General features: G+C 69.7%; 25 protein-coding genes. 16 read left to right on the top strand and 9 right to left on the bottom strand.

Translation table 11 applies throughout. The features are described 5' to 3' along the window. Position 1: 1 nt before the first annotated feature. Positions 2 to 1,516, bottom strand: coding sequence for a DUF1800 domain-containing protein (locus AB0O15_RS31950; RefSeq protein ID WP_364326111.1), 1,515 nt, complete (start codon positions 1,514 to 1,516; stop codon positions 2 to 4). A 116-nt stretch (positions 1,517 to 1,632) separates the two neighbouring features. Between AB0O15_RS31950 and AB0O15_RS31945 the strand changes: the two genes are divergently transcribed. Beyond that, positions 1,633 to 2,676 carry an ROK family protein gene (locus AB0O15_RS31945; protein ID WP_364326108.1) on the top strand — a complete coding sequence of 348 codons (1,044 nt, stop codon included), beginning with the start codon at positions 1,633 to 1,635 and terminating at the stop codon, positions 2,674 to 2,676. Positions 2,677 to 2,789: 113 nt separating this feature from the next. Continuing rightward, positions 2,790 to 4,754, top strand: a complete 1,965-nt coding sequence (locus AB0O15_RS31940) for a PPC domain-containing protein (protein WP_364326105.1) — start codon at positions 2,790 to 2,792, stop codon at positions 4,752 to 4,754. A gap of 45 nt (positions 4,755 to 4,799) precedes the next feature. Here the strand turns inward: AB0O15_RS31940 and AB0O15_RS31935 are convergent, their stop codons facing one another. After that, the gene (locus tag AB0O15_RS31935) at positions 4,800 to 5,132 is read right to left on the bottom strand and encodes an STAS domain-containing protein (protein WP_364326102.1); all 333 of its coding nucleotides are present in this window, start codon (positions 5,130 to 5,132) and stop codon (positions 4,800 to 4,802) included. A gap of 136 nt (positions 5,133 to 5,268) precedes the next feature. Then, positions 5,269 to 6,762, bottom strand: a complete 1,494-nt coding sequence (gene zwf, locus AB0O15_RS31930; protein ID WP_364326099.1) for a glucose-6-phosphate dehydrogenase — start codon at positions 6,760 to 6,762, stop codon at positions 5,269 to 5,271. Positions 6,763 to 6,919: 157 nt separating this feature from the next. Here zwf and AB0O15_RS31925 point away from each other — a divergent pair, with 157 nt between their 5' ends. After that, positions 6,920 to 7,864, top strand: coding sequence for an exopolyphosphatase (locus AB0O15_RS31925; RefSeq protein WP_364326096.1), 945 nt, complete (start codon positions 6,920 to 6,922; stop codon positions 7,862 to 7,864). A 165-nt stretch (positions 7,865 to 8,029) separates the two neighbouring features. Here the strand turns inward: AB0O15_RS31925 and AB0O15_RS31920 are convergent, their stop codons facing one another. Next, on the bottom strand, positions 8,030 to 8,794 hold the full coding sequence (locus AB0O15_RS31920; RefSeq protein WP_364326093.1) for a DUF1775 domain-containing protein: 765 nt from the start codon (positions 8,792 to 8,794) through the stop codon (positions 8,030 to 8,032). 163 nt (positions 8,795 to 8,957) lie between these two features. Between AB0O15_RS31920 and AB0O15_RS31915 the strand changes: the two genes are divergently transcribed. From AB0O15_RS31915 to AB0O15_RS31895, 5 genes are all read left to right on the top strand, one after another. After that, on the top strand, positions 8,958 to 9,164 hold the full coding sequence (locus tag AB0O15_RS31915; RefSeq protein ID WP_364326090.1) for an RNA-binding S4 domain-containing protein: 207 nt from the start codon (positions 8,958 to 8,960) through the stop codon (positions 9,162 to 9,164). 143 nt (positions 9,165 to 9,307) lie between these two features. Next, entirely contained in the window at positions 9,308 to 10,684 is a 1,377-nt protein-coding gene (locus AB0O15_RS31910; protein WP_364326087.1) for a sugar ABC transporter substrate-binding protein, read from the top strand. Beyond that, positions 10,681 to 11,631 (top strand): sugar ABC transporter permease, encoded by a 951-nt coding sequence (locus tag AB0O15_RS31905; RefSeq protein WP_364326084.1) that lies wholly within the window; start codon positions 10,681 to 10,683, stop codon positions 11,629 to 11,631. Before AB0O15_RS31910 ends, AB0O15_RS31905 begins: the two co-directional genes overlap by 4 nt. Then, positions 11,628 to 12,488: a carbohydrate ABC transporter permease gene (locus AB0O15_RS31900; RefSeq protein WP_364326081.1), complete on the top strand. Its 861-nt coding sequence runs from the start codon at positions 11,628 to 11,630 to the stop codon at positions 12,486 to 12,488. The genes AB0O15_RS31905 and AB0O15_RS31900 overlap by 4 nt, the downstream gene beginning before the upstream one ends. A gap of 59 nt (positions 12,489 to 12,547) precedes the next feature. Beyond that, the gene (locus tag AB0O15_RS31895) at positions 12,548 to 13,420 is read left to right on the top strand and encodes a hypothetical protein (protein WP_364326078.1); all 873 of its coding nucleotides are present in this window, start codon (positions 12,548 to 12,550) and stop codon (positions 13,418 to 13,420) included. Between the two features lie 123 nt (positions 13,421 to 13,543). On the opposite strand, the gene AB0O15_RS31890 is transcribed toward AB0O15_RS31895, so the two are convergent. Further along, positions 13,544 to 13,912: an FKBP-type peptidyl-prolyl cis-trans isomerase gene (locus tag AB0O15_RS31890; RefSeq protein ID WP_364326075.1), complete on the bottom strand. Its 369-nt coding sequence runs from the start codon at positions 13,910 to 13,912 to the stop codon at positions 13,544 to 13,546. A 141-nt stretch (positions 13,913 to 14,053) separates the two neighbouring features. Between AB0O15_RS31890 and AB0O15_RS31885 the strand changes: the two genes are divergently transcribed. The 5 genes from AB0O15_RS31885 to AB0O15_RS31865 all read left to right on the top strand — a co-directional run bounded on the left by AB0O15_RS31885 (position 14,054) and on the right by AB0O15_RS31865 (position 18,134). Next, entirely contained in the window at positions 14,054 to 14,965 is a 912-nt protein-coding gene (locus AB0O15_RS31885) for a lytic polysaccharide monooxygenase (RefSeq protein WP_364326072.1), read from the top strand. Between the two features lie 76 nt (positions 14,966 to 15,041). Continuing rightward, on the top strand, positions 15,042 to 15,326 hold the full coding sequence (locus AB0O15_RS31880; RefSeq protein WP_364326070.1) for a hypothetical protein: 285 nt from the start codon (positions 15,042 to 15,044) through the stop codon (positions 15,324 to 15,326). A 34-nt stretch (positions 15,327 to 15,360) separates the two neighbouring features. After that, a complete protein-coding gene (locus AB0O15_RS31875; RefSeq protein ID WP_364326067.1) occupies positions 15,361 to 16,779 on the top strand; it encodes a DUF4331 domain-containing protein in 1,419 nt (472 codons plus the stop codon). Beyond that, positions 16,776 to 17,117: a phospholipase gene (locus AB0O15_RS31870; protein WP_364326064.1), complete on the top strand. Its 342-nt coding sequence runs from the start codon at positions 16,776 to 16,778 to the stop codon at positions 17,115 to 17,117. Before AB0O15_RS31875 ends, AB0O15_RS31870 begins: the two co-directional genes overlap by 4 nt. A 27-nt stretch (positions 17,118 to 17,144) precedes the next feature. Beyond that, entirely contained in the window at positions 17,145 to 18,134 is a 990-nt protein-coding gene (locus AB0O15_RS31865) for a helix-turn-helix domain-containing protein (protein ID WP_364326061.1), read from the top strand. Here the strand turns inward: AB0O15_RS31865 and AB0O15_RS31860 are convergent. Further along, on the bottom strand, positions 18,131 to 19,744 hold the full coding sequence (locus tag AB0O15_RS31860; protein ID WP_364326058.1) for a family 10 glycosylhydrolase: 1,614 nt from the start codon (positions 19,742 to 19,744) through the stop codon (positions 18,131 to 18,133). The genes AB0O15_RS31865 and AB0O15_RS31860 overlap by 4 nt on opposite strands. A 64-nt stretch (positions 19,745 to 19,808) precedes the next feature. On the opposite strand from AB0O15_RS31860, the gene AB0O15_RS31855 reads away from it, so the two are divergent. Then, positions 19,809 to 20,693, top strand: a complete 885-nt coding sequence (locus tag AB0O15_RS31855) for an FAD-dependent oxidoreductase (RefSeq protein ID WP_364326187.1) — start codon at positions 19,809 to 19,811, stop codon at positions 20,691 to 20,693. A gap of 9 nt (positions 20,694 to 20,702) precedes the next feature. On the opposite strand, the gene glgA is transcribed toward AB0O15_RS31855, so the two are convergent. Beyond that, complete coding sequence (gene glgA, locus AB0O15_RS31850) at positions 20,703 to 21,905, bottom strand: glycogen synthase (RefSeq protein ID WP_364326055.1); 1,203 nt, start codon at positions 21,903 to 21,905, stop codon at positions 20,703 to 20,705. A gap of 59 nt (positions 21,906 to 21,964) precedes the next feature. On the opposite strand from glgA, the gene glgC reads away from it, so the two are divergent. Beyond that, positions 21,965 to 23,200 (top strand): glucose-1-phosphate adenylyltransferase, encoded by a 1,236-nt coding sequence (gene glgC, locus AB0O15_RS31845; RefSeq protein WP_364326052.1) that lies wholly within the window; start codon positions 21,965 to 21,967, stop codon positions 23,198 to 23,200. A gap of 46 nt (positions 23,201 to 23,246) precedes the next feature. Here glgC and AB0O15_RS31840 read toward each other — a convergent pair whose 3' ends face one another. Next, positions 23,247 to 23,981 carry a peptidoglycan-binding domain-containing protein gene (locus AB0O15_RS31840; RefSeq protein ID WP_364326049.1) on the bottom strand — a complete coding sequence of 245 codons (735 nt, stop codon included), beginning with the start codon at positions 23,979 to 23,981 and terminating at the stop codon, positions 23,247 to 23,249. A 55-nt stretch (positions 23,982 to 24,036) separates the two neighbouring features. Beyond that, positions 24,037 to 25,062, bottom strand: coding sequence for an LLM class flavin-dependent oxidoreductase (locus AB0O15_RS31835; protein ID WP_364326046.1), 1,026 nt, complete (start codon positions 25,060 to 25,062; stop codon positions 24,037 to 24,039). Between AB0O15_RS31835 and AB0O15_RS31830 the strand changes: the two genes are divergently transcribed. Next, positions 25,063 to 25,230: a hypothetical protein gene (locus tag AB0O15_RS31830; protein WP_364326043.1), complete on the top strand. Its 168-nt coding sequence runs from the start codon at positions 25,063 to 25,065 to the stop codon at positions 25,228 to 25,230. The last annotated feature ends 12 nt before the right edge of the window (positions 25,231 to 25,242 follow it).

Raw genomic sequence — 25,242 nt, 5'->3', positions numbered from 1 at the left:
ATCACCTCAGCGAGAAGGTCGGCGCGTCGAGGACCAGCGCGATCAGGTACGGCAGGCTGCCCGCGAGCGACTTGTCGGAACTGCTCAAGGGACTGGTCGGCAGCTTGCCCGCGACACTGAGCACGGCGGCGGTGTGCGTGGCCGGGAGCGTCGTCCCGGCGAGCCGGCGGGCCAGCGCGTCGACCAGGGCGCCGTACGTGCCGGGCAGGACGGGCACCAGGGACTTGAGCAGATCCGCGGGGCGGACGAGCTGGCTGGGGTACCAGCCGGTGGCGAGGTTCAGGTGGCTGTTGCAGCGCATCAGGAAGGCGGACGGCGAGGCCCAGGCGGCGGCCACGTCCGGGAAGCCGTTCGGCGGGGCCCAGCGCAGCGGCGCGTTGCCGGCGTCCACCAGCATGTTGTAGAGGGCGTCCAGGGCCTTGGTGCCGTCCTTCTCCGGGGCCAGGCCGAGCGTGCGGACGGTCGCGGTCAGGTCCTCGAACGGCGTGCGCACCTTCTGGCCGACCGACGCGGCGAACTCCGGCGAGGTGAACAGCGCGCGCAGCATCGGGGCGATCGCGGTCCCGTTGTCCAGGTAGACCTGGGCCAGCTTGGCCACCAGCGTCGCGGGCGGCTCGTCGGCCACGAACCGGACGACCATCCGGGTGGCCAGCCGGGTGGCGGTCGCCGGGTGCTTGGCCAGGTGGTCGAGGAAGGCCAGCGCGGCGGCCTCGCCGCCCTCGGCGGTGGCGTTGGCGTGCTGGAAGCCGAGCACGCTGACCGCGCCGGTGGCGTGCTTCGCCGCGGTGTAGGTGTAGGCGCCGGCGCTGCTGACGGTCAGGCCGGTGAGCAGCCGGGCCGCCGCCTTGACCTCGTCCTCGGTGTAGACCAGGCCGACGGTGTGCAGCTCCATCAGCTCGCGGGCGTAGTTCTCGTTCGGGTGCGCCTTGGTCGACGACCGGTTGTCCAGGTAGGTCAGCATCGCCGGGTGCCGGGCGGAGGCCTTGAGCATGTCCGCGAAGGTGCCGAGGGCGTGCTTGCGGATGACCTGCTGGTCGTAGTCGCTCCGGCTGTCCCAGACGCCCGCTGAGGGCGCCGCCACGTGCAGCACGTTGTTGAAGAAGTTGACCGTGGTCTCCAGCAGCTGCCGGTTGCTCCAGACGGCGCGGGCCACGGTGGCCCGGCCGAGCTCCTTGAACGCGTCGTACGAGTGCACCTTGAGCTTCGACCGGACCGTCGCGATGTCGGCGCCGGCCAGCGGGAGCCGGGTCAGCAGGCTGTCGCAGGCGGCGTCGCTGATCTTGGCCGGGCTCAGCTGCTGGTCGAGCCAGCCGTTCACGCCGAGCTTGGTCGCCTCGGCCAGGGTGGCCGGCGTCGCGCCGAAGGTCGCCCGGCGCAGCAGGTGCGCGATCTGGTCGGCCGGGAGCAGGTCGGCGGGACCGGCGGCGACCGCGGGCGCGGCCAGCAGCAGGTCGGCGGCGGCGACGGTCGAGACGGCAACGGCAGAGGCGGCGAGGACGGTGCGGCGCGTTGTCATGCCGGGCTCATCGGCCCGTACGGGCAGTGCCCTTCGGTGATTCGGACCGAGGCAACCGAGGCGCAATCCGTGGGCACCCGTTCCCGCCCGGGCCTGCTCGGACGTAGTCTCGTGGTGTGGATCACATCGAAGCGGTGCGCACTCCGGCGTCCTGGGTCGTCGTGGGGCTGGACAACGGTGGTACCTGCAACAACGCGACCGTGCTGGACGCGACGGGACGGTTCCTGGTGGACCGTCTGGTCGAGAACCCGAGCCTGGTCACCGACGGCCCGGAGCCGGCCGTGGAGCAGCTGGCCGAGGCGCTCACCAACATCCTGACGCTGACCAGCACACCGCTGACCCTGGTGCGCGCGGTCGGCCTGGACACCCCCGGCCCGGCCAGCGCGACCGGCGTGATCTCGTCCAAGGGCTCCACCAACTTCAACCAGACGTCCTGGCACGGCTTCGACATCCGCGGCGCCCTGGAGGCCCGGATCGGGCTGCCGGTGATCTACAACAACGACGCCAACGCCGCCGCCCTCTACGCGCACCACCGGCACTTCGGCGCCCGGGCGGGGGAGACCGGCTCGATCTCGGCGATCGTCGGCACCGGCCTCGGCGGCGGCGTGGTGGAGAGCGGCCGGGTGATCAGCGGCGCGGCCGGGATGGCCGGCGAACTCGGCCACGTGCAGATCCCGCTGCACGACGTGCTGGAGCCGGACCAGCCGGTGCCGGCCTGCAACTGCGGTTTCGAGGGCGATGTCGAGAGCATCGCGTCGCTCACCGGCATCAAGAAGAATCTGCTGCCGTACTGGCTGGCCAAATTCCCCGAGCACCCATTGGCCGCCGAGCCCATCGATAAAGCGGCCAAGCTTTTACGCGGTTACGGCGAAAAAGAGGATCCGCTCGCACTGGCCGTGTTCGGCCAACAGGCCAAGGCGATCGGGAAGCTTTTCACGATCGCGGCCAATTTCACTGATCCACATGCATATTTCCTGGGTGGAGGTGTCGTAGAGGCGACGCCCGGGTTCCGGCAGTGGTTCTTGAACACGGTGCGTGAACACACCCAGTTGCGGCGGGAACAGGTCGACGCGGCGGCGTTCGCGCTGGTGGCAGACCTGGACATGGCCGGGGCGCGCGGCGCGGCAGTGGCCGCATTGGACACTGTCAAGTCCACATAGGTCCGTCATACACGTATCAATTGACCACACTAGATATTGATCGCCACCTTCAGTAGCGTTCCGGTTGCTGTCTACGGCCGGGGGGCCGGGATGCGCTGAAGGGGGAATACAAGATGCGAAGGAGCATCGCGACCGCCGGAGCAGTGCTGCTCGGGCTGATCACGCTTACACCGGGCGTGGCGACCGCTGCACCGGATCCCGCGGGTGGTTCACGCTCCGGGTTGAGCGCCGCCGAGAAGGCCGCCGTCAATGCCGGCGTTCCGTTCGCGCCGAAGGCCAAGCCGGGAGTGAAGCCCAAGGGCGTCAACCCGTTCCTGGCCAACCTGGGCGATCCGGCCAAGGCTGATTACAGCGGGTGGAAGACATATCTGGCCAAGCAGGCCGCCGCCAAGGCGTCGGCCAAACTCAAGGCCAAGGCCGGCGCCAGGGCCGCCGCGCGGCCGGTCCTCTTCGAGGAGGACGAGTTCGACGGCACCCGGGGCGGCAACGACACCCCGGCGTTCGCCCAGCGGCTCCGTGGCTTCGGCACCGGCGCCAACCAGTCGTCCGCGGCCCGCGTGGTCGGTCAGCTCGACCCCGAGCCGGTCACCAGCACCGCGATCGCGCCCACCCCGGCGGCCACTGAGGACGGCAGCATCCCGACCGCCCGGGTCACCGGCCTCGGCGTCACCGCCGACGGCATCACCACCACCGGCGAGATCGGCGACGGCGCGCACGGCTCGCTCGGCGACAGCACCGGCGACTTCGACTACTACTCGCTGACCTCGGCGGCCGGCGACACCATCACCGCCGAGACCGGCGACCTCACCGGCGGGCTCGACACCCTGGTCCGGCTGTACGCGGCCGACGGCACCCAGGTCGCGTTCGACGACGACGGCGCGGTCGAGTTCCTCGCCAGCAAGCTGCAGTTCAAGGTGCCCGCCGCGGGCACCTACTTCCTCGCCGTCGGCGCCTACGGCAACCTGCAGGCCAGCCCGAACGACCCGGCCAGCGGCGACGGCGTCACCAGCGAGGGCACCTACGACCTCAGCATCACCACGGCCCAGGCGGACGAGGACTTCTTCTCGGTCAACCTGAAGAAGGGCGACGTGCTCGGCGCGTCGGTGAAGGGCTCGCCGTCCTACATCACCGTGTACGACACCGACCCGCGTGAGGTGCACGGCTCCAACCAGGACGCCACCGCGATCTACCCGCCGACCTCCCCGCTCCCGGGTGGCGGCAACGCGCAGACCGACTACGTCGCCACCGAGGCCGGCTGGCACTTCATCGGCGTCACCACCGGTTCCGGCGCGTACGACATCACCGTCGAGGCCTTCCGCCCCACGCTCGAGGGCGGCACCCCGCCGGTGCAGACGCTGTTCCTGGACTTCGACGGCGCGCGGGTGAACACCGCGGTCTTCGGCGGCCCGGGCACCGTCACGCTCACCCCGTTCGCCGCCTTCATGTCCCGCTGGAACATCCCGCGGTCCCAGGAGGACGAGCTGATCGCGGCCATCACGGCCAGCGTCACCGAGAGCCTGAAGCAGGACATGATCGACTCGGGCCTCAACAACCGGTTCAAGCTCCAGGTGACGAACAGCCTGGACGACCCGGACACCTTCGGTAAGCCGAACGTCAGCCGGATCATCATCGGCGGCACCCAGGCCGAATCGGGTATCGCCACGATCGGCATCGCGCAGAGCATCGACCCGGGCAACTTCGACACCCAGGAGAGCGCGCTGGTCCTGCTCGACACCCTGAGCAACCCGGCCGGGTCGAGCGCGGCCTCGCTGAACACGTACCTGACCCCGGCCAGTGACCGGATCGCGTTCGTGGCCCAGGCGGTCGGCAACGTGACCTCGCACGAGGCCGGTCACTTCTTCGGCAACTTCCACACCGACAACGCCAGCCTCAACGTCAACCTGCAGGACGCGGGCGGCGCGAACTTCCAGAACCTGTTCGGCGTCGGTCCGGACAACATCGGCGGCACCGCGGACGACGTCGACGTCGACTTCGGTGACGACGCGTTCTCGCCGGCTGAGGGCTTCGTCGGCACCGAGGACACGCTGGGCCGGATCGCCTTCGGCATCACCAGCTAGCACGCACGGACAGCGAGGGGCGTCCCGGGTCTCCCGGGGCGCCCCTTACTCCTTGAGCGCCGCTTCCAGGTCGGGATAGAGCGCCAGGTATTCGGTCAGACCGAGGGTGTCGAGCAGCCGGCGCAGGAAACTGGACGGCGCCGCCAGCCGCACCCAGCCGCCCCGCTCCATCGCCCGGCCGTGGGCGGTGACCAGGACGCCGACGCCCATCGAGTCGCAGAAGTCGAGGCCGGAGAGGTCGACCACGACATGCGGGGCCGAGCGTTCGACGAGGCGGGACAGGTTGGCCTTGAGGGCGGGCGCGGTGTCGATGTCGAGAGAGCCGCGGAGATTCAGGACGGCCGTGTTCGGTGGGTGGTGCGCGACCGAGACCTGCATGGGGTGTCGCTTTCGTTCCGGGGAGGGGTAAGGATCTCTCCACCCTATGCGAGTAAGCGCACTCCAGTCGCCTCCCCGGAACCGCCGTCCTCAGCCCCACCACCACCCAACACCAGACTGAAGGCAGAGTTGAATCTCAAGGCGCGTTGCGCCACTTCCGCCCGCTGCGTTCGATCAGCCGGTTGGCGTCGGTCGGACCCCAGGACGCGGCCTCATACGTCGGGATCGGGGACTGGTCGCCCGCCCAGTTCTCGATGATCGGGTCGACGATCCGCCAGCACTGCTCGACCTCGTCGGTGCGGATGAACAGCGTCGGGTCGCCGAGCAGCGCGTCGAGCAGCAGGCGCTCGTACGCCTCCGGCGACTCCTCGGTGAACGTGGTGTCGTACGAGAAATCCATGCTGGCCGTACGCACGCGGAAGGAGTGGCCGGGCACCTTGGCGCCGAAGCGCAGTGAGATGCCCTCATTCGGCTGGATCCGCAGGACCAGCGCGTCGGCCTCGAGGTCGGTCAGCTGGCTGGTCGGGATCGGCAGGTGGGGCGGCCGCTGGAACTGCAGCGCGACCTCGGTCAGCCGGGCCGGCAGGCGCTTGCCGGTGCGGACGTAGAACGGCACGCCCGCCCACCGCCAGTTGTCCACGTTCAGCCGCATCGCCGCGTAGGTCTCGGTCCGCGACAGTGGGTCGACGCCCTGCTCCTCGCGGTAGCCCGCCATCAGGTCGTCACGGGTGCCGCCCCGCGTGTACTGCCCGCGCACGGCCAGATCGGCCACGTCCCGGTTGGTGGGCAGCCGCACCGACTGGAGCAGCTTCACCTTCTCGTTGCGCAGGCCCTCGGCCTCGAACGAGGCGGGCGGTTCCATCAGTGACAGCGCGAGCACCTGGAGCACGTGGTTCTGCACGATGTCGCGCATCGCGCCGGCGTGCTCGTAGAACCCGCCGCGGGTGCCGACGCCCAGCGTCTCGGCCACCGTGATCTGCACGTGGTCGACCCAGGAGCGGTCCCAGATGGGCTGGAAGATCGAGTTGGCGAAGCGCAGGGCCAGGACGTTCTGAACGGTGTCCTTGCCCAGGTAGTGGTCGATCCGGAAGACCTGGTGCTCGTCGAACGCGGCGTGCACGATGCCGTCCAGCTCGTGGGCGGTCTGCAGGTTCTTCCCGTACGGCTTCTCGATGACCAGCCGGGCGAAGGAGCCCTCGCGGGCCTGGTTGAGCCCGGCCCCGGCCAGCCCGTTGATCACCGGCTGGAAGGCCTCGGCCGGGGTGGAGAGGTAGAAGATGCGGTTGCCCGCGGTGCCCCGGCTGGCGTCCAGCTCGTCGAGGACCTCGCCGAGCCGCTTGTAGGTCTCGGGGTTGTCGTAGCCGCCGGACACGTAGCGGATGCCGCCCTGGAGCTGCGGCTTGTCGAGGAGGCTGCGGTCGCCCAGCGCGCTGCCGGCGAACTGGCTGTCCTCCATCGGCGTGCGAGCGACGCCGACCAGCGCGAACTCGGCGGGGAGCCGGTTGTGCCGGGCCAGGCTCTCGACCGCCGGGAGCAGCTTGCGCCGGGTCAGGTCGCCGGATGCGCCGAAGATCACCAGAGTGGCGGGCGGGGCGCTGCGCTCCTGGATGAGCTGAGGGGCGGTGTCCATGATCGTTGATCGTCCTCCGGCCGATGTGAGCGTCTGACTGAACCTTACGCAGGGCGCTCCGCGCGGGGTTCAGACCCGTCCTGGCCATCGCGCCGGGTCCGCCGCCGCAAAAGTGGCATATTGGTAGTTAACGCCGAAGATCCCGAGGGAGCGTCACGTGAAGTACCGCCTGGTCACCCGCAGCGACTTCGACGGCCTGGTCTGTGCGGTGTTGCTGCGTGTCCTGGACATGATCGACGACATCACGTTCGTTCACCCCAAGGATGTCCAGGACGGCGCGGTCGATATAACTGAACGTGACATCTTGACCAACCTGCCGTACGCGCCGGGCGCTTACATGGTCTTCGACCACCACCATTCGGAGACGCTGCGTAACAAGGCCGGCCTCTCGAACCACATCATCGATCCCGACGCCCCGTCGGCGGCCCGGGTCATCTACGAGCACTTCGGCGGGGCCGAGCGCTTCGCGGAGATCTCCGACGAGCTGATGCGGGCCGTGGACCAGGCCGACTCGGCCGACTACACGCTCGAGGACATCCTGCGGCCCGAGGGCTGGACGCTGCTCAACTTCCTGATGGACAGCCGCACCGGGCTGGGCCGGTTCCGCGAGTTCCGGATCTCCAACTACCAGCTGATGATGCTGCTCATCGACGCCTGCATCCAGATGCAGGAGGTCGAGGAGATCCTGGCCCTGCCGGACGTGGCCGAGCGCGCCGACCTCTACCGCGACTGCTCGCTGATGTTCCAGGAGCAGCTCGAGCGGGTCAGCCACGTCGAGGGGGACGTGGTCATCGTCGACCTGCGCGACGAGGAGACCATCCACGCCGGCAACCGGTTCATGGTGTACGCGATGTTCCCGCAGGCCCGGGTGTCGATGCACATCATCTGGGGCCGTCAGAAGCTGAACACCGTCTTCGCCTGCGGCAAGTCGATCCTGGACCGCACCTCGCCGGTCGACATCGGCGAGGTGATGTTGCGCTACGGCGGCGGAGGTCACCTGGCCGCGGGCACCTGCCAGGTCCCGCACGAGGACGCCGACCGCGTCCAGCGCGAGATCATCGAGGCCCTCAAGACGCCGCGTACGGCCGGCGTCAACTCCTGACCTACCACTGGGCCTGGGTATGCATCGGGGCGGGAGACCGAACTCTCCCGCCCCGATGGCCGCAGGTCGTGGGTCTTGCCCTTGACCCCACCTGCTCGTCGTGTCCCGCGCCCCACGCGCATTCCACGACATTCACCCGCGCCCACCAGCGCGGGGAGTCTCGCCCTAGTTGTCCGGGCCGTCCTGGTAGCGCCACGAGGTGACCCGCGGCGCGCCGGCGGCGACCGGTTCCTTCTCCTCGCCGGCCTCGTCCTCCGGCTCGTCCTGAGCGTCGTCGCCGGCCTCGTCCTCCGGCCGGCGGCGGTTGCGGAGCAGCAGCACGGCCACGGCGCCGAGCGCGAGCAGACCGACCACCCAGCCCGCGTACGTCCAGAAGCCCAGCCCGTCGTCCTGCGCGTCGATGAGCGCCTGGAACGTGGCGTCGTCCTCGGCCGAGGTGCCGCCACCCTGGGTCGCGCCGCCGGTGTCACCGTGGCCGCCGTGGCCGCTGGTCTGGCCGGGCGCCGCCGGGGTCAGCGCGAGGCTGACGGCCGGGATGGCCGGTCCGGCCTTGCCGTCCGTGCAGGTCTGCTCGAGCGTGAAGCGCATCGATGAGGTCGTCGGCAGCGGACCCAGCGCGACGGCCAGGTCGTCGGTCTTGCCCGGCGCGACCTCGTGGCCCTTCATCGCGATCCAGGTGACCGCGGAGGCTGTCTCGGTGACCGGGGCGCCGTTGTGGACGCTGGTCAGCGGGGTGGTCAGCTTCAGCGGCGTGATCAGCGGCGCCCAGCCCTCGTTGGAGAGCGGGAACACCTCGGCCACCGGCGTGTCGGCCGGCATCAGCATCTTGACCTTGTTCACCGTGCACGAGGAGGTGTTGGTGAACTGGAAGTGGACATTCTGCCCGCTACCCTGGGGCGCGCTGGCCGGCTCCACCTTGACGTCCGCCATGGCTGGGCCGGCCATGGTAAGGGCGCCTGCCACGGTGGTAGCAGCCAGAACGCCCGCACGGCGGGCGATGAGGTTTCGGCTCACGACGGGTAGTTCGTATCGCGGGCCCGGATGGTTCAAGGGTTCAACGATTATTTTCCGGCCGTGGTCGACAATGGTCGGCATGCGCGACGTAGTGATCGACGGAGACATGATCAGGCTCGGACAGTTCCTCAAGATCGCCGACCTGGTGGACACCGGCGGCGAGGGCAAGGTGCTGATCACCTCCGGTGACGTGAGCGTCAACGGAGAGGTCGATCTGCGCCGCGGCCGGCAGCTGCACCGGGGCGACGTGGTCGAGGTGATGGGCCGCCGGGCCCGCGTCGCCTAGGCCGTCGATTTCGATACTCATTTATGCACGACCTCCCCCGGACGGTTGACATGTAATCGATCACAGGCATGTACTGATGACCGTTCTGTTACCGGCGTCACAACAGCCGGTGACAACGATGTCCGCCTCGCCGGGGAGGCCACGTGTCTCGTGCCCACATTCGTGCGGCGACAGCCGCGATCTCCGCAACCGTCCTTCTCGTCTCGTCCGGTTGCGCCGGGTGGGGTGGCAGCGAGGGCGGTTCGGACAACCCCAAGAGCATCGACGTCCTGATGGTCAACAACCCGCAGATGATCGATCTGCAGCGGCTGACCGCCGCCCATTTCACCCGCGAGACGGGCATCTCGGTGAACTTCACCGTCCTGCCCGAGAACGACGTCCGCGACAAGATCAGTCAGGAGTTCTCCAGTCAGGCCGGCCAGTACGACGTGGCCTCGCTGTCCAACTTCGAGATCCCGATCTACGCCAAGTCCAAGTGGATCGCCCCGCTGGACGACTACGTCAAGGCGGACACCCGCTTCGACCAGGGCGACATCCTGCCGTCGATGACCCAGTCGCTGACCGCGGACGACGGCAAGCTCTACGGTGAGCCGTTCTACGGCGAGTCCTCGTTCCTGATGTACCGCAAGGACGTGCTCGACGGGCAGGGCATCCAGATGCCGGCCGCCCCGACCTGGACCCAGGTCGCCGACATCGCCGCCCGGGTGGACGGCAAACAGCCCGGGATGGCCGGGATCTGCCTGCGCGGCCAGCCCGGCTGGGGCCAGGTGTTCGCGCCGCTGACCACGGTCGTCAACACGTTCGGCGGCACCTGGTTCGAGAAGGACTGGACGCCGAAGGTGAACGCGCCCGAGTTCAAGGCGGCCACCAACTTCTACGTCAACCTGGTCCGCGAGCACGGCGAGGCCGGGGCGCCGCAGGCCGGCTTCACCGAATGCCTGAACAACACGGTCCAGGGCAAGGCCGCGATGTGGTACGACGCGACCAGCGCCGCCGGCTCGCTCGAGGCCGACGATTCGCCGGTCAAGGGCAAGATGGGGTACGCCGCCGCGCCGGTCATGCAGACGAGGAGCAGCGGCTGGCTCTACGCCTGGTCCTGGAGCATCCAGCAGGCCAGCGAGAAGAAGGACAACGCCTGGAAGTTCATCTCCTGGGCGTCGTCCAAGGAGTACGAGGAACTCGTCGGCCAGGACGTCGGCTGGTCCAGCGTGCCGGCCGGCAAGCGCGCCTCGACCTACGAGAACCAGGAGTACCTGGGCGTCGCCGCCGCCTTCGCCGAGCCGACCAAGAACGCCATCACCACCGCCGACCCGCGCAACCCGGGCGTGCAGCCGCGGCCCGCGATCGGCATCCAGTTCATCGACATCCCCGAGTTCACCGACCTCGGCACCCAGGTCTCCCAGTACGTCAGCTCGGCCGTCGCCGGGCAGATGAGCGTCGACGAGGCCCTCGACCGAGGGCAGCGCCTGGCCGAGGACGTCGCCGAACGCTACAAGTCGAGGCAGGGGGCCAGCTCATGACCACCGTGGCGGAGAAGACCTCGGCGGGCACGTCGGCGCCGCCCCCGGGCGTGATCCGCAAGACCTCGGCCTGGGCCCGGCGCGCGCCGCTGCTGCCCGCGCTGATCTTCATGATCGTGGTGACCCAGCTGCCGTTCCTGGCCACGCTGGTGATCTCGTTCATGGACTGGAACGCGTACTACCCCGACGAGCGGGGCTTCGCCGGGGTCGACAACTTCGTCCGGGTGTTCACCGACGTGAACATGCGCGAGGCGGTCTGGACCACGATCCTGCTCACCGCCGGGGTGGTGCTGATCAGCCTGATCCTCGGGCTGGGGATCGCGCTGCTGCTGGACCGCAAGTTCCGGGGCCGGGGCGCGGTCCGCACCATGATGATCGCGCCCTTCCTGGTGGTGCCGGTGGCGGCCGCGCTGCTCTGGAAGCACGCCCTCTACAACCCCGAGTACGGCCTCTTCAACGGCGCCCTCACCTGGATCTGGGGCATCTTCGGCGCCGACCCGCCCCAGCCCGACTGGATCAGCAACATGCCCCTCTGGTCGGTGATCTTCGCGCTGGTCTGGCAGTGGACGCCGTTCATGATGCTGATCCTGCTGGCCGGCCTGCAGGGGCGGCCGCTGGACGTGATCGAGGCGGCCCGGATCGACGGGGCCAACAGCTGGCAGATCTTCCGCAGCATGACGCTCCCGCACCTGCGGCAGTACCTGGAGCTCGGCGGGTTGCTCGGCTCGATCTACATCGTGCAGAACTTCGACGCGGTCTTCACCATCACGTCCGGTGGGCTCGGCACGGCGAACCTGCCGTACACGATCTACACGATCTTCTACAACGCCCACGACTACGGCCGGGCATCGGCCGCCGCCGTGATCGTCGTCGTCGGCACCATCATCATCGCGACGTTCGCCCTGCGTACCGTGTCGTCGCTCTTCCGAGAGGACCCGGGCCGATGAGTACGGTTGCCACGACGGCGCCGCAGGCCGTCGAGAAGAAGAAGTCGCGTGGCGGGCCCTGGCTGAGCCTGCTGGCCTGGGTGGTCGGCATCCTGTTCGTGCTGCCCGTGGTCTGGATGGTGCTGACCTCCTTCCACGGTGAGTCGGACGCCGCGCAGAACCCGCCCGCGGTGTTCGCCCCGCTCACCATCGAGGGCTACCGCGAGTTCTTCACCGGCGGCGCCTCGCCGTGGCCGCCGCTGCTGAATTCGCTCACCGCGAGCATCCTGTCGACCGCGCTGGTGCTGCTGCTGTCCATCCCGGCCGCGTACGCGCTGTCGATCAAGCCGGTGAAGAAGTGGACCGACACCCTCTTCTTCTTCCTCTCCACCAAGATGCTGCCGATCGTGGCCGGTCTGCTCCCGCTCTACCTGTTCGCCCAGAACGCCGGCCTGCTCGACAACATCTGGCTGCTGATCATCTTCTACACCTCGATGAACCTGCCGATCGCGGTGTGGATGATGCGCTCGTTCCTCTCCGAGGTGCCGGTGGAGATGCTCGAGGCGGCGCAGATGGACGGGGCCAACCTGGTCAAGACGCTGCGCTCGGTGATCGCCCCGGTGGTCATGCCGGGCATCGCGGCCACCGCGCTGATCTGCTTCATCTTCAGCTGGAACGAGCTGCTGTTCGCCCGGGTGCTGACCGCGACCGTGGCCGAGACCGCGCCGGTCTTCCTGACCAGCTTCGTGACCAGCCAGGGCCTGTTCCTGGCGCAGCTGTGCGCGGCGGCGTTCGTGGTCTCGCTGCCGGTGCTGGTGGCCGGGTTCGCGGCCCAGGACAAGCTGGTCCAGGGTCTGTCGCTCGGTTCGGTCAAGTAAGGATCATTTTGATCGGCGGATCCCGGAACCTTGGGGGTCCGCCGATCGTCGTACACGGCATGACCGTTCGCCGCATCCCCCTGATGGCAACAGCCGCAGCGTTGATCGCTCTGTCCGCCTGCGCCCGCACCGACGCCGGCTCCGCTTCCGCTCCTTCCCCCTCGGGCGATGGCGTGACCGGAAGCGCCGGCACCGATCTGGTCCTCCGGATGCTCAGCGAGGGCGGGTTCGTGCCCGCCGAGCGCATCGTCGGGCGGATCCCCGAGGTCAGCGTCTTCGCCGATGGGCGGATCATCACCGAGGGCCCGGTCCCGGCCATCTATCCCGGCCCGGCGCTGCCCAACCTCCAGGTCACCTCGATCAGCCCCGGCGAGGTCACCAAGCTGGCCCAGGAGGCCCAGGCGGCCGGCGTGCGCACCGGGTCCGACCTCGGCCAGCCGAACGTGGCCGACGCGCCGAGCACCCGGATCGACGTGATCGTCGGCGGCGAGACCCAGAGCGTCAGCGTGATGGCGCTGCGTGAGGCCCAGGAGAACGACCCGAGGCTGACCCCCGATCAACGGGCGGCCCGGGCCAAGCTGGCCGCGTTCGCCGACAAGCTCCGCGAGTACGGCGCGAGCCCGCAGGCCAAGCCGTACCAGGCCGGTCAGATCGCCGCGCTGGCCCAGCCCTACGTCAAGCAGGACGACGGGATGCCGGGCGAGTTCACCCCGGTGGCCTGGCCGGGCCCGGCGCTGCCGGGTGAGCCCCTGAACCCGAACGTGAAGGTCGGTTGCGTCATCGCCGACGGCCCGGCCGTGCTGGCCGCGGCCCAGAAGGGCAAGGCCAACCAGCAGACCCCGTGGACGTGGGAGGCGAAGCAGTTCCGGGTCACCTTCCGCCCGCTGCTGCCGGACGAGACCGGCTGCGCCGACCTGAGGAAGCAGAAGTGACCCCGCTGGGCGACCCGTTCGACCCGGACGAGTTCCTGTCCCGCGACGAGCCGGGGCACGAGCCGAACGGCGACGGGCCGGGGCGGGCGATGCCCGCTCCGGCCCGTGCGGCCTGCCGTCCGATCACTTCACGCCGAGCAGGTCCACCACGAAGATGAGCGTCTCGTTCGGCTTGATCGCGCCCGGCGCGCCCTGGGCGCCGTAGCCCAGGTGCGGGGGGACGGTCAGCCGGCGGCGGCCACCGACGCGCATGCCGGCCACCCCCTTGTCCCACCCGGCGATGACCCGGCCCCCACCCAGCTCGAACTCGAACGGCTCGCCCCGGTTGTAGGACGCGTCGAACTCCTTGCCGGACGAGTGCGCCACACCCACGTAGTGCACGCTCACGTACTGGCCCGGCTTCGCCTCGTCGCCGTCACCCGGGGTGATGTCCTCGATCAGCAGCTCGGCCGGCGGCTCGCCGGTGATCGGGCCGACGTCGGGCTTGTCCATGGATCCTCCTGTGTTCGGTTACGTCCGCCATGCAATCACAGCCGGGCGCGCTTCTCGTCGATTGCCACCCAGGGTGATGAACGACTCGCGGCTCCCGTCCGTACCCCTGGGGTCAGTTCCGAGTCGAGGGAGTCCTCACCCATGCCGCTCCGCCGCATCGGCGCGGTGCTCGCCGCGACCGCCCTGGTCACGTTGACGACCACCGTTCCCGCCAGCGCCCACGGCGCACCGACCAAGCCGATCAGCCGCACCGCCGCCTGCGCCGGGGAGGGCACCGAAACCTCCAGCGCCGCGTGCAAGGCGGCCAAGAAGGCGAACGGTCAGCCGTTCGGGAAGTTCGACAACCTGCGCGTCAACGGGGTGAACGGCCGGGACCGCGAGGTGATCCCGGACGGGAAGCTGTGCAGCGGGGGACTGGACGCCTACCGGGGCCTCGACCTGGCCCGGGACGACTGGCCGGCGACGAAGGTGACCGCCGGCGACACGCTGACCATCCGCTACACCTCGCCCATCCCGCACCAGGGCACCTTCCGGGTCTACCTGACCAAGGAGGGGTACGACCCGGGCGAACCGCTGCGCTGGGACGACCTGCCCACCAAGGCCATCCTGGTGGACAAGGACCCGCCGCTGGTCGACGGGGCGTACCGGATGAGCGCGAAGCTGCCGAAGGACCGCACCGGCCGGCAGGTGCTCTACACGATCTGGCAGAACTCCTCCACCGCGGACACCTATTACTCCTGCTCGGACCTGGTGCTGAGCGCGGCGGAGAAACCCGCGGCGAAGAAGACGCCGGCTGTGGTCGTACCCAAGGCGTCGAAGGCCGCACCGAAGGCGAAGCCGTCACCGACCGCCTCGGACGAGCCCGCACCGGCCGCGGAAACCCCGGCCCCACAGCAGCTCCGGCGGGCCGCGGAGCTGCCGGCGGACGACAGCGTCTACTACGTGGCGATCGCGCTGCTGGCCGCGATGACCGCCGCGTTCGCGCTCACCTGGATGATCCGCAGCCGCGGGCGGCGTACTCAGGATTCTCCCAGGGAGATCGAAATCCGTTGAACCGCCGTGCTTCCGGCACCGTACTGAAGGGCGTCGACGACACAGCCCCGCCCCTAAGACGATCGAAAGGCCGAGCATGAGTCGCAGTCACTACCGCCGCCAGACGGGCACCGGCCTGTCCCGGCGCCGGGTTCTCACCGTCGCCGCCACCGTCGGGGTCGGCGCATCCGTCGCCGGTGTCGCCGGGCTGAGCCTGGCCGGTGAGCGCAAGGGCGACGGCAAGGACGACGGCCAGCCGTTGGTGTTGTCGCTGGTCGACGCGAAGAAGGGTGTGTTCGACGTCTTCAGCGGTGGCCAGAAGCTGAAGCTGGAGGACAAGAAGCTCGCCGAGCAGCTGCTCAAAGCCGCCAAGCGCGGCTGACTCCTCCTTCCCCCGACGACTTTAAGGACCCCCCTTGTCTTCGCATCGTGAAGCACCGGAGATCAGCAAGGACCCGGTGGCGGACAGCTCCGACCTCTACGCGTTCGTGAGCCCGGACCACCCGGACACCGTGACCCTGATCGCCAACTACGTTCCGCTCCAGCCCCCCGCGAGCGGACCGAACTTCTTCGAGTTCGGCGACGACGTACTCTACGAGATCCACATCGATTCCAACGGCGACGCCCGCCCGGATCTCACGTACCAGTTCCGGTTCCGCACCGAACTGCGTAACGACAAGACGTTTCTCTACAACACCGGGCCGATCGAGTCCCTGGACAGCGAGAACTGGAACCGTCGCCAGTTCTTCTCGGTGACCAGGGTGGACGCTCACGGCAAGCACACCGTGCTGGCCGAGAAGCTGCCCTGCCCGCCCTGCAACGTCGGTCCGCTGTCCATCGCGGACTACGACAAGCTCGCCGCCGACGCCGTGCACAAGCTGAAGTCCGGCGAGCAGGTCTTCGCCGGGCAGCGCGCCGACGCCTTCTTCGTCGACCTCGGGTCCATCTTCGACCTGGGTACGCTGCGTCCGTTCCAGAACGCGCACCTGGTCGGCCAGAAGCTCTTCAACTACGCCGGCAAGGCGGTCAACGCCACCGACAAGACCAACGTGCACTCCATCGCCGTGCAGGTCCCGCTGCACATGGTCCGCAAGGACGGCAAGAAGAAGGTCCGCGGCCGTGACGCCGGCGCGGTGATCGGCGTGTGGACCTCGGCCAGCCGCCGCCAGGTCCAGGTGCGCAAGGGCAAGGGCGAGGACGACGTGTACGTCGGCCCGCACACCCAGGTCTCCCGGCTCGGCAACCCGCTGTTCAACGAGGTCATCGTGCCGATGGCGCAGAAGGACCTGTGGAACAGCCTGCCGCCCAGCGAGGACAAGCGGTTCGCCGAGTTCGTCGCCACCCCCGAGCTCGGCGCGCTGCTGCCGGTGCTCTACCCGGGCGTCTTCGACAAGCTGGCCGAGCTGAACAAGGCCGGCGAGCCGCGCGCCGACCTGCTCGCGATCCTGCTCACCGGCATCCCGGACGGGCTGATCGACGAGTTCCAGAACAACACCGGCGAGACCCAGGCCGACATGCTGCGGCTGAACACGGCCATCCCGCCGGCCAAGGAGGAGAACCCGTTCGGTGTCCTCGGCGCCGACCTGGCCGGGTTCCCGAACGGCCGGCGGATCGCCGACGACGTGGTGTCGATCTCGCTGCGGGCCATCGCCGGTGTCACCGTGCCGCTGGTCAACGCCGACTTCAAGCCGGACGACGCGGCGGCGCTGGTCGAGCAGGGCCTGACCATCAAGAACGTCAGCGCCCCGCTGCTGAAGAAGTTCCCGTACCTGCCGACGCCGTTCGACGGTTTCAACAACCCGCCGGCGCCCGACGCTGCGAAGGCCAAGAAGTGACGGTCGGCGCGCATCACCACCACACCCTGGCCCCCAGCGGCCAGGGCACGGTGGTGCTCAACATCGGCGGTTCGATCGGCGCCATGGTCATCCACACGCCGGGCAGCCTGCACGGGCACGAGATCGAGGTGTCCCCGCTGTCCGACCCCACGCGGCGTACGCACGCCGCGGTCCGCGCCCGCTACGTGCGCGGCGGGGTGCTGTGGAGCGTCGTCATCGACGACCTGCCCGAGGGCCGGTACGCCATCTGGCGCGACCCGGTCACGGTGCTCGCCGAGGTGGACGTCACCGGTGGCATGGTGACCGAATATGAATGGCCGGTCCCGGTGACTGTCTGAGAGTCACCGTAGGACTACAGTCGGCGGATGGTGTCGAGGGGGTCGGACGCGGAGGCGGGCATTCCGGTCCGCACCACGCTGCGGACCAACGACCTCGACGAGGCCGGCCGGTTCTGCCGCAAACTGTTCTACGACAGCGTGCGGGTCCGCCCCCTGGGCGACACCCGCACGCTGGACTTCCAGGCCGAGGGCCTCGGCCTGGGCGCGGTGACGATCGGTGAGCTCGGGTACGGCGCCGACGTCTTCGTCACCACCTCCCACCTGGAAGACGCCTACCACGTGCTGGCCCCCCTGACCGGGGCGGTCCAGTCCCGTCAGCTCGGCCATGTGGTCGCCGCCGACGCGTCGTGCGCGGTTGTCCTCCAGCCGGTGGGCGAGGTCGAGCTGCGCCTGGGCGCCGACTGCCGCCTGCTGAGCGTCAAGGTCGACCGCGCCACCCTGGAACGCGAGGTCGACGCCGCCCTCGACCGCCAGGTCACCTCGCCCATGCCGCTCGCGGCGAGCTTCCCCACCGGCACCGGCCGGGGCCGCAGCTGGGCGGCCATGGTCCGCCAGCTGCTGACCGACATGCGCGGCCACAACCCGTTGATCGCCCGGCCCCAGATCGCCAAGCAGTGGCGCGACCTGCTGATCACCGGCCTGGCCCTGACGGTCGAACACCCGTTCTCGAACGAGCCCGCGGCCCGTCGCCCCCGCACGGTCAAACGCGCCCTGGACGCGATCCAGGAGCGCCCCGGCCACCCCTTCACGGCCGGCGACCTGGCCGCCATCGCCGGCGTCGGGGTGCGCGTGCTGCAGGACGCCTTCAAACAGCACGTCGGCATGTCCCCGATGACCTACCTGCGCCGCTTCCGCCTCGACGGAGTCCACCGGGAGCTGTCCAACGGCGACCCGTGGCGCACCACCGTCAGCGACGTCGCGGCCCGCTGGGGTTTCGCCCACCTGGGCCGCTTCGCCGGTGACTACCGCCGCCGCTTCGGCGAGTCACCCTCACAGACGCTCCGCGATCGTCGCTAGGGGCGGATGGTCAGGGGCGAGCTGATCGGCGACTCGTTGCCCGAGCGGTCGAGGCCGCTCAGGCAGTAGGTGCCGGGCCCGGGTGCGGCCGGCGCGGTCCCGGCGCGGCCGGTCGACACGAGCGCGGCCTTGGGGCCGTCCACCCGGTACAGCGCCCAGGACGCCGGCTTCTTGTCGCCGGCCTGCCAGTCCAGGGCCATGGTGCCGCCGGGGGCGGACTTGCGGGCCGCCACCAGGCGCGGGGTCGACGGCTGCTCGTTCGGGAGTTGCTTCATCAGCGGGACCAGGGCCGGCGACGCGTAGTGGGCCTTGCGGTAGCGGGACACCGAGCCCAGCCGGTCGGCCCGGATCTGCTTGGCGCTGAAGTGGACGCTGCCCTGCACGGCGTACTGGTCGTTCAGGGCCAGCTGGCGGTCGATCTGGGCCGGATCGCTCCACGGCCCCTTCTCACCGACACGGTAGTCACCCTGGCCGATGTAGAGCTGCACGTCGGTGCCTTTGACCAGCTTGGACCACCAGGGCAGGACCTTCTCGTACGCGGCCTTGTCGAAGCCGATGGCCCAGTAGAGCTGGGGCACGATGTAGTCGACCCAGCCCTCGAGGACCCAGGTGCGGGTGTCGGCGTAGATCTCGTCGTTGCTCTGCAGGCCCTTGGAGTCGGAGCCCAGCGGGTCGGTGCGGGCGTTGCGCCAGATGCCGAACGGGCTGATGCCGAACTTCACCCACGGCTTCATCTGCTTGATGCGCTGGTCCATCTCGCGGACCAGGGTGTTCACGTTGGCCCGGCGCCAGGCCGCCTTGCTCTGGCCGGGCCGCGCGTACTTGGCGTAGCTGGCGTTGTCGGGGAAGTCCTGGGTGCCCTCGGGGTAGGGGTAGAAGAAGTCGTCGAAGTGGACGCCGTCGACGTCGTACTTCTGCACCGCCTCGAGCATCGAGTCTTCGACGAAGCGCCGCGCCTCGGGGATGCCCGGGTCGAAGTAGAGGCGGGCCTTCGGGCCGGTCGGATAGGAGATCGACCACTCGCGGTGCTTGATCAGCGGGTGGTTGGGCGCCAGCTTGGCGAAGTCGGCGCCGGGTCCCTTCGGGCCGGGCTGGGTTCCCCGGTACGGGTTGAACCAGGCGTGGAACTCCAGGTTCCGCTGGTGCGCCTCGTCGATCATGAACTGCATCGGGTCCCAGCCGGGGCTCTTGCCGTCCCGTTTGCCGGTCAGCCACTCGGACCAGGGCGCGTACTTCGACTCCCAGAACGCGTCGCCGCTGGGCCGCACGTGCACGAAGATCGCGTTGTGGTTCTGGGCCTGGGCCAGCGCCAGCCAGTCCAGGTACTCCTTCTTCACCTGCGCCTCGGACAGGCCCGGCCGGCTCGGCCAGTCGATGTTGGTGACCGTGGTGAGCCACATGCCGCGCAGTTCGCGGGGCGCGTCCACCGGCGCCCCGGCGCAGCGCCCGGTGACGCCGGTGACCGGTTCCACCGCCGCCGGCCCGACCGGCTGGGCGGCGGGTGGTTCGTACGTGGCAGCCCTGATCAGACCCACCGCGATGGCGGCCAGGGCGATCACCGAGACCACCACGATCGCGGTGATCTTCAATGGCGGTCGGCGCAGGCGCATGGCCCCCAGTGTGCCTTGCGCCCACGAACGGCTCGTAACAGGTCGTAGAGTCCGGGGCGTGACGGTGATCGTGGTAGGGGCGGGCATAGCCGGTCTGGCCTGCGCGCGGGAGCTGGTCGACGCGGATGTTCCGGCCCGGGTGATCGAGCGTGGGCGCGTGGTCGGCGGGCGGTTGGCGAGCAAGAGATTCGACGGCCGGTACGCGGACATCGGCGCCGCCTACCTCACCGCGGACGACCCGGCCTTCCAGGGGCGGCTGGACAGCTGGCGGGTGGCGGGACTGGCACACCCGTGGACCGACACGTTCGCGGTCGACGACGGCGGCGAGCGTTCCACGACGACCGGGCCGGCGCGCTGGTCGGCGCCGGGCGGGCTGCGGAGCCTGGCCGAGGACCTGGCCGGTGAGCTGGACGTCACGCTGGAGCAGGAGGTGCGCACGCTGCCCGAGGCGGACGCCGTGGTGCTGGCGATGCCGGCGCCGCAGGCCGAGCGGATCACGCCGGTGGGCGTACTCCAGGAATGGTCCCCGGTGCTGGCCGCCGTGCTGACCTTCCGGGAGCGGACCTGGCCCGGCTTCCACGGCATGTTCGTGAACGGCCATGACGTGCTGGCCACCGTCTGTGATGACGGGGACCGCCGGGGCGACCGCGCGCCGGTGCTGGTGGCCCACTCGACCGGCGACTTCGCCCGGCCGCATCTGGCCGAGCCGCTCGCGGCCGCGGCGGAGCTCGAGTCGGCCGTACGCAAGCTGCTCGATCTGCCCGCCGCCGAGTCGGTCCGCGTGCACCGCTGGACCTTCGCGCAACCGTCGCCCGGCGGCGGCGAGCTGTTCCACCGCCAGGGCGACGTCTACGTCTGCGGCGACGCGTTCGGCCGGCCGCGCGTGCAGACGGCCTGGCTGAGCGGCCGGGCCGTCGCGCGGGACATCATGCGGAGCATGAAAAAGTAGGCTCAGACCTCAGAGCAGGCTGCGGTAGACCTCGAGGGTGTCCTCGGCGATCGTCGACCAGGAGAACTTCTCCACGGCCCGCCGCCGCCCGGCCAGGCCCAGCTCCTTGGCCCGCGCCGGGTCCTGGAGCACGCCGGTCAGCGCCGACGCCAGGTCGGCCACGAAGCGGTCCGGGTCGACCGGGGTGCCGGTGCCGTCCGCGACCTGGTCGATCGGCACCAGGACGCCGGTCTCGCCGTCGGCGACCACCTCGGGGATGCCGCCGGTCGCGGTCGCCACCACCGCGGTCTCGCAGGCCATCGCCTCCAGGTTGACGATGCCCATCGGCTCGTAGATCGACGGGCAGACGAACACCGTGCCGTGCGTCAGCACCTGGACGACCTCGTGCTTGGGCAGCATCTCCTGCACCCAGATCACGCCGTTCTCGTCGCGGGCGTTGCGCAGCTGGATGGCCAGGCCCTCGACCTCGGCGGCGATCTCGGGCGTGTCCGGCGCACCGGCCAGCAGCACGATCTGGACGTCGGACGGCAGGTCGTGACAGGCCCGCAGCAGGTAGGGCAGTCCCTTCTGCCGGGTGATCCGCCCGACGAAGACCACGCTGGGCCGGCTCAGGTCGATGCCCAGCCGCTCGATCACGTCCGTGCCCCGGTCGGGTTGGTACTGCTCGGTGTCGATGCCGTTGTAGACCACCCGGATCTTGGATTCATCGACCGACGGGTACGCCGTGAGCACGTCACGCTTCATGCCGGCGGACACCGCGATCACCGCGTCGGCGTTCTCGATGGCCACCCGCTCACAGAACGAGGACAGCGCGTACCCGCCGCCGAGCTGTTCCGCCTTCCACGGCCGCAGCGGCTCGAGGCTGTGCGTGGTGACCACGTGCGGCACGCCGTGCAGGAGTTTGGCGGTGTGGCCGGCGAAGTTCGCGTACCAGGTGTGGCTGTGCACGATGTCGGTGCCCTCGCACCCGGCGGCGATGGCCAGGTCGATGCCCATGGTGCGGAGCGCGGCGTTGGCGCCGGCCAGCTCGGCCGGTTCCGGGTACGCAGTGACGCCCGGCTCGTCGCGCTTGCCCCCGAAGCAGTGCACCCGGACGTCGGCCAGCGGGCGCAGATCACGAGCGAGGTACTCCAGGTGGACGCCGGCGCCGCCGTACACCTCCGGGGGGTACTCACGGCTGATCAGATCCACACGCAGGTCTTGGGAGGTCACGACACTCAACTTAGCCGCTTCGACTGGCGTTCGCGCAGCCAGAAAGTTAGCGTTCCTCCATGGCTGTCAAGGTGCTCGCGATCGTACTGGCTGGTGGCGAGGGCAAGCGCCTGATGCCCCTCACCACCGACCGGGCCAAGCCCGGCGTCCCGTTCGGCGGCATCTATCGCATGATCGACTTCGTGCTCTCCAACCTGGCCAACGGCGGGTATCTGAAGATGGTGGTGCTGACCCAGTACAAGTCGCACTCCCTCGACCGGCACATCTCCAAGACCTGGCGGATGTCGACGCTGCTCGGCAACTACGTCACCCCGGTGCCGGCCCAGCAGCGGCTCGGCCCGCGCTGGTTCGCCGGCTCGGCCGACGCCATCTACCAGAGCCTGAACCTGATCAACGACGAGAACCCCGACTACGTCATCGTCTTCGGCGCCGACCACATCTACCGGATGGACCCGGGCCAGATGGTCGACCAGCACATCGCCTCGGGCGCCGCGGTGACCGTGGCCGGCATCCGGCAGCCCAAGGCGATGTCCGACCAATTCGGAGTGATCGACATCGATCCGGCCAGCCCGCGCCGGATCCGCGAGTTCAAGGAGAAGCCGGTCGAGGTCGACGGCCTGCCGGACGCGCCGGACGAGATCTACGCGTCGATGGGCAACTACGTCTTCACCACGCGGGCGCTGTGTGAGGCGGTCACCCGGGACGCGCAGAACCCGGACAGCAAGCACGACATGGGCGGCAACATCATCCCGATGCTCGTCGAGAAGGGCGAGGCGTGCGTCTACGACTTCCGTGACAACGCCATCCCGGGCAGCACCGACCGCGACCGCGGCTACTGGCGTGATGTGGGGACGCTCGACTCGTTCTACGAGGCCCACATGGACCTGATCGCCACCTCGCCGGTCTTCAACCTCTACAACCACGAGTGGCCGATCTACACCAACTACGGCTCGTGGCCGCCGGCCAAATTCGTCCATGGGTACGACGACCGCCAGGGCCGCGCCGTCGAATCGATGATCTCGCCCGGTGTGGTCGTCTCCGGCTCGCTGGTCGACCGGTCGGTGGTCTCGCCGAACGTCCGGATCAACTCCTGGGCCCACGTCGAGGGCTCGGTGCTGATGGAGGGCGTGCAGGTGGGCCGGCGCGCGGTCATCCGCAACGCGATCATCGACAAGAACGTGATCGTGCCCGAGGGCGCCCAGATCGGTGTCGACCTCGACCGTGACCGCAAGTTCTACACGGTCTCCGACAACGGCGTGGTCGTCATCGGCAAGGGGCAACAGGTCGAGCTCTGACGGGTACGGCCGGGAGGCGCCCTCCCGGCCGTACCCGCCCGCTCGATCACGGGATGCAGTTGTGCCCCTCGTTGTGCGTGTACTCCGCCGCCGAGAAACTGGCCGAGAACCGCCGCACCTTGATCTCGAAGCAGCCGTCCGCGTCCACGGCGTCCTGCGCGGCCCGCTCGACGTTGTAGACCGTGCCGATGCCGATCGCGGTGCATCCGGCCTCGGCCAACGGGAACGCCGGGCCCCAGGCCGCGGTGATCGCGGCGCAGGCGACCGCCTCCGTGACGGCCGATCCGGCCCCGTTCTCCGGGTCGTTGAGCGCGTCGTTCAGCATCCGGCTCGCGCCCCGGCTGAAGTAGTACGACTGCGTCCCGATGCCGCCCAGACCCTTGGTCAGCACCCCGTTACCGGCCGGCGAGAATTCCGCGTCGCCGTCCGGCATCCGCGGCAGGCCGATGGTGAGACCGGCCGGCGAGTTGGCGATGCGGTCCAGCGCCGTGATGGTGATCGGGCCCGCCTCACCGTCGGCGTCCAGCCCGGCCGCCACCTGGAAGTAGTACACGGCCAGCCGGGTCCGGGCGCCGTACTGGCCGTCCGCTCCGACATCCATGCCCAGCGCTTCGAGCGATTCCTGCATCGAGCTGACACACGGCCCCGACGAGCCCATGATCAGCAGCTGGTCGGTGCACGTGGTCAGGCTCGGTGTCCCGGCCGCCTGAGCCGCCCCGGTGCCGGCTGGAATCAGCGCCAGCCCCGCCGCGACCGCCAGCATGATCTTTCGTACCCACATCTCCGTCTCCTCCCGCTCGGGTTCACCGCCACCACGGGCCCGGCGCGAAGAAGGTTCACGTGTTTTCGCTCCGGCTCCAGCCGATGGCCGGGGCGATGTGCTTGGTGATGGTCTCCAGGATCCGGGCGTTGTAGGCGACGCCGAGCTGGTTCGGCACGGTGAACAGCACCGTGTCGGCGGCCCGGACGGCCTCGTCGGCGGCCAGTTCCTCGGCGATCCGGCCCGGCTCGCCCACGTACGTACGCCCGAATCTGCTTCTGACCCCCTCGAGCAGGCCGACCTGGTCGTCGTGGGCCTGCGCGCCGAAGTAGATCTCGTCGATCTCCTCGGTGATCGGCAGGACGCTGCGGGACACCGACGCCCGGGGCGTACGGGTGTGGCCGGCCTCCTGCCAGGCCTGCCGGTAGAGCGCGATCTGATCGGCCTGAAGCTGGTCAAAAGGCACGCCGGTGTCCTCGGTCAGCAGCGTGGAGCTCTGCAGGTGCATCCCCTGCGCGGCGGCCCACCGACCGGTCGCCCGGGTGCCCGACCCCCACCAGATCCGGTCCCGCAGCCCCGGCGACTGCGGCTGGATGGCCAGGCCGCCGCTCACGCCGGTGCGGGCCGGGTCGGTCCGGGCCACCGCCGCGCCGTCGATGGCCTGCAGGAAGATCTCGGTCTTGGAGCGGGCCAGGCCGGCCGCGTCGGCGCCCTCGGGCGGGACATACCCGAACACCTCGGCGCCGCGCAGCACCGTCTCCGGGGATCCGCGGCTCACCCCGAGCTGCAGGCGGCCCCCGCTGATCAGGTCGGCCGCCGCGGCCTCCTCGGCCATGTAGAACGGGTTCTCGTAGCGCATGTCGATTACGCCGGTGCCGATCTCGATCCGGCGGGTACGCGCGCCGATCGCCGAGAGCAGCGGGAACGGCGACGCGAGCTGCCGTTCGAAGTGGTGCACCCGGACGAAGGCGCCGTCGACGCCCAGCTCCTCGGCGGCCTCGGCCAGCTCGATGGTCTGCAGGAGCGCGTCCGCGGCGCTGCGGGTCTCGGAGCCGGCCGCGTTGCGCCAGTGACCGAAGGACAGGAAGCCGATCTTCTTCACGTGGCCATTGAACCTCGGCCGTCCATCAGCGGCTCGGGGTCGCGTCCATCAGCGGCTTGGGGTCGCCTCCGTCAGCGCCCCGACGACCTCCTGGCCGGCCTGAACGGCGCCCACGACCCGGCGCGGATCACCGCCCTGCTCCGCCGCTACAGCGCCGAGCGACGGTAGGGGCTCGGCTCG

The organism is Actinoplanes sp. NPDC089786, assembly GCF_040684855.1.
In the GTDB taxonomy this organism is placed as follows: Bacteria; Actinomycetota; Actinomycetes; order Mycobacteriales; family Micromonosporaceae; genus Actinoplanes.
The sequence above is the reverse complement of the archived record's forward strand: the minus strand, read 5'-3'. Positions and strand labels throughout refer to the sequence as shown.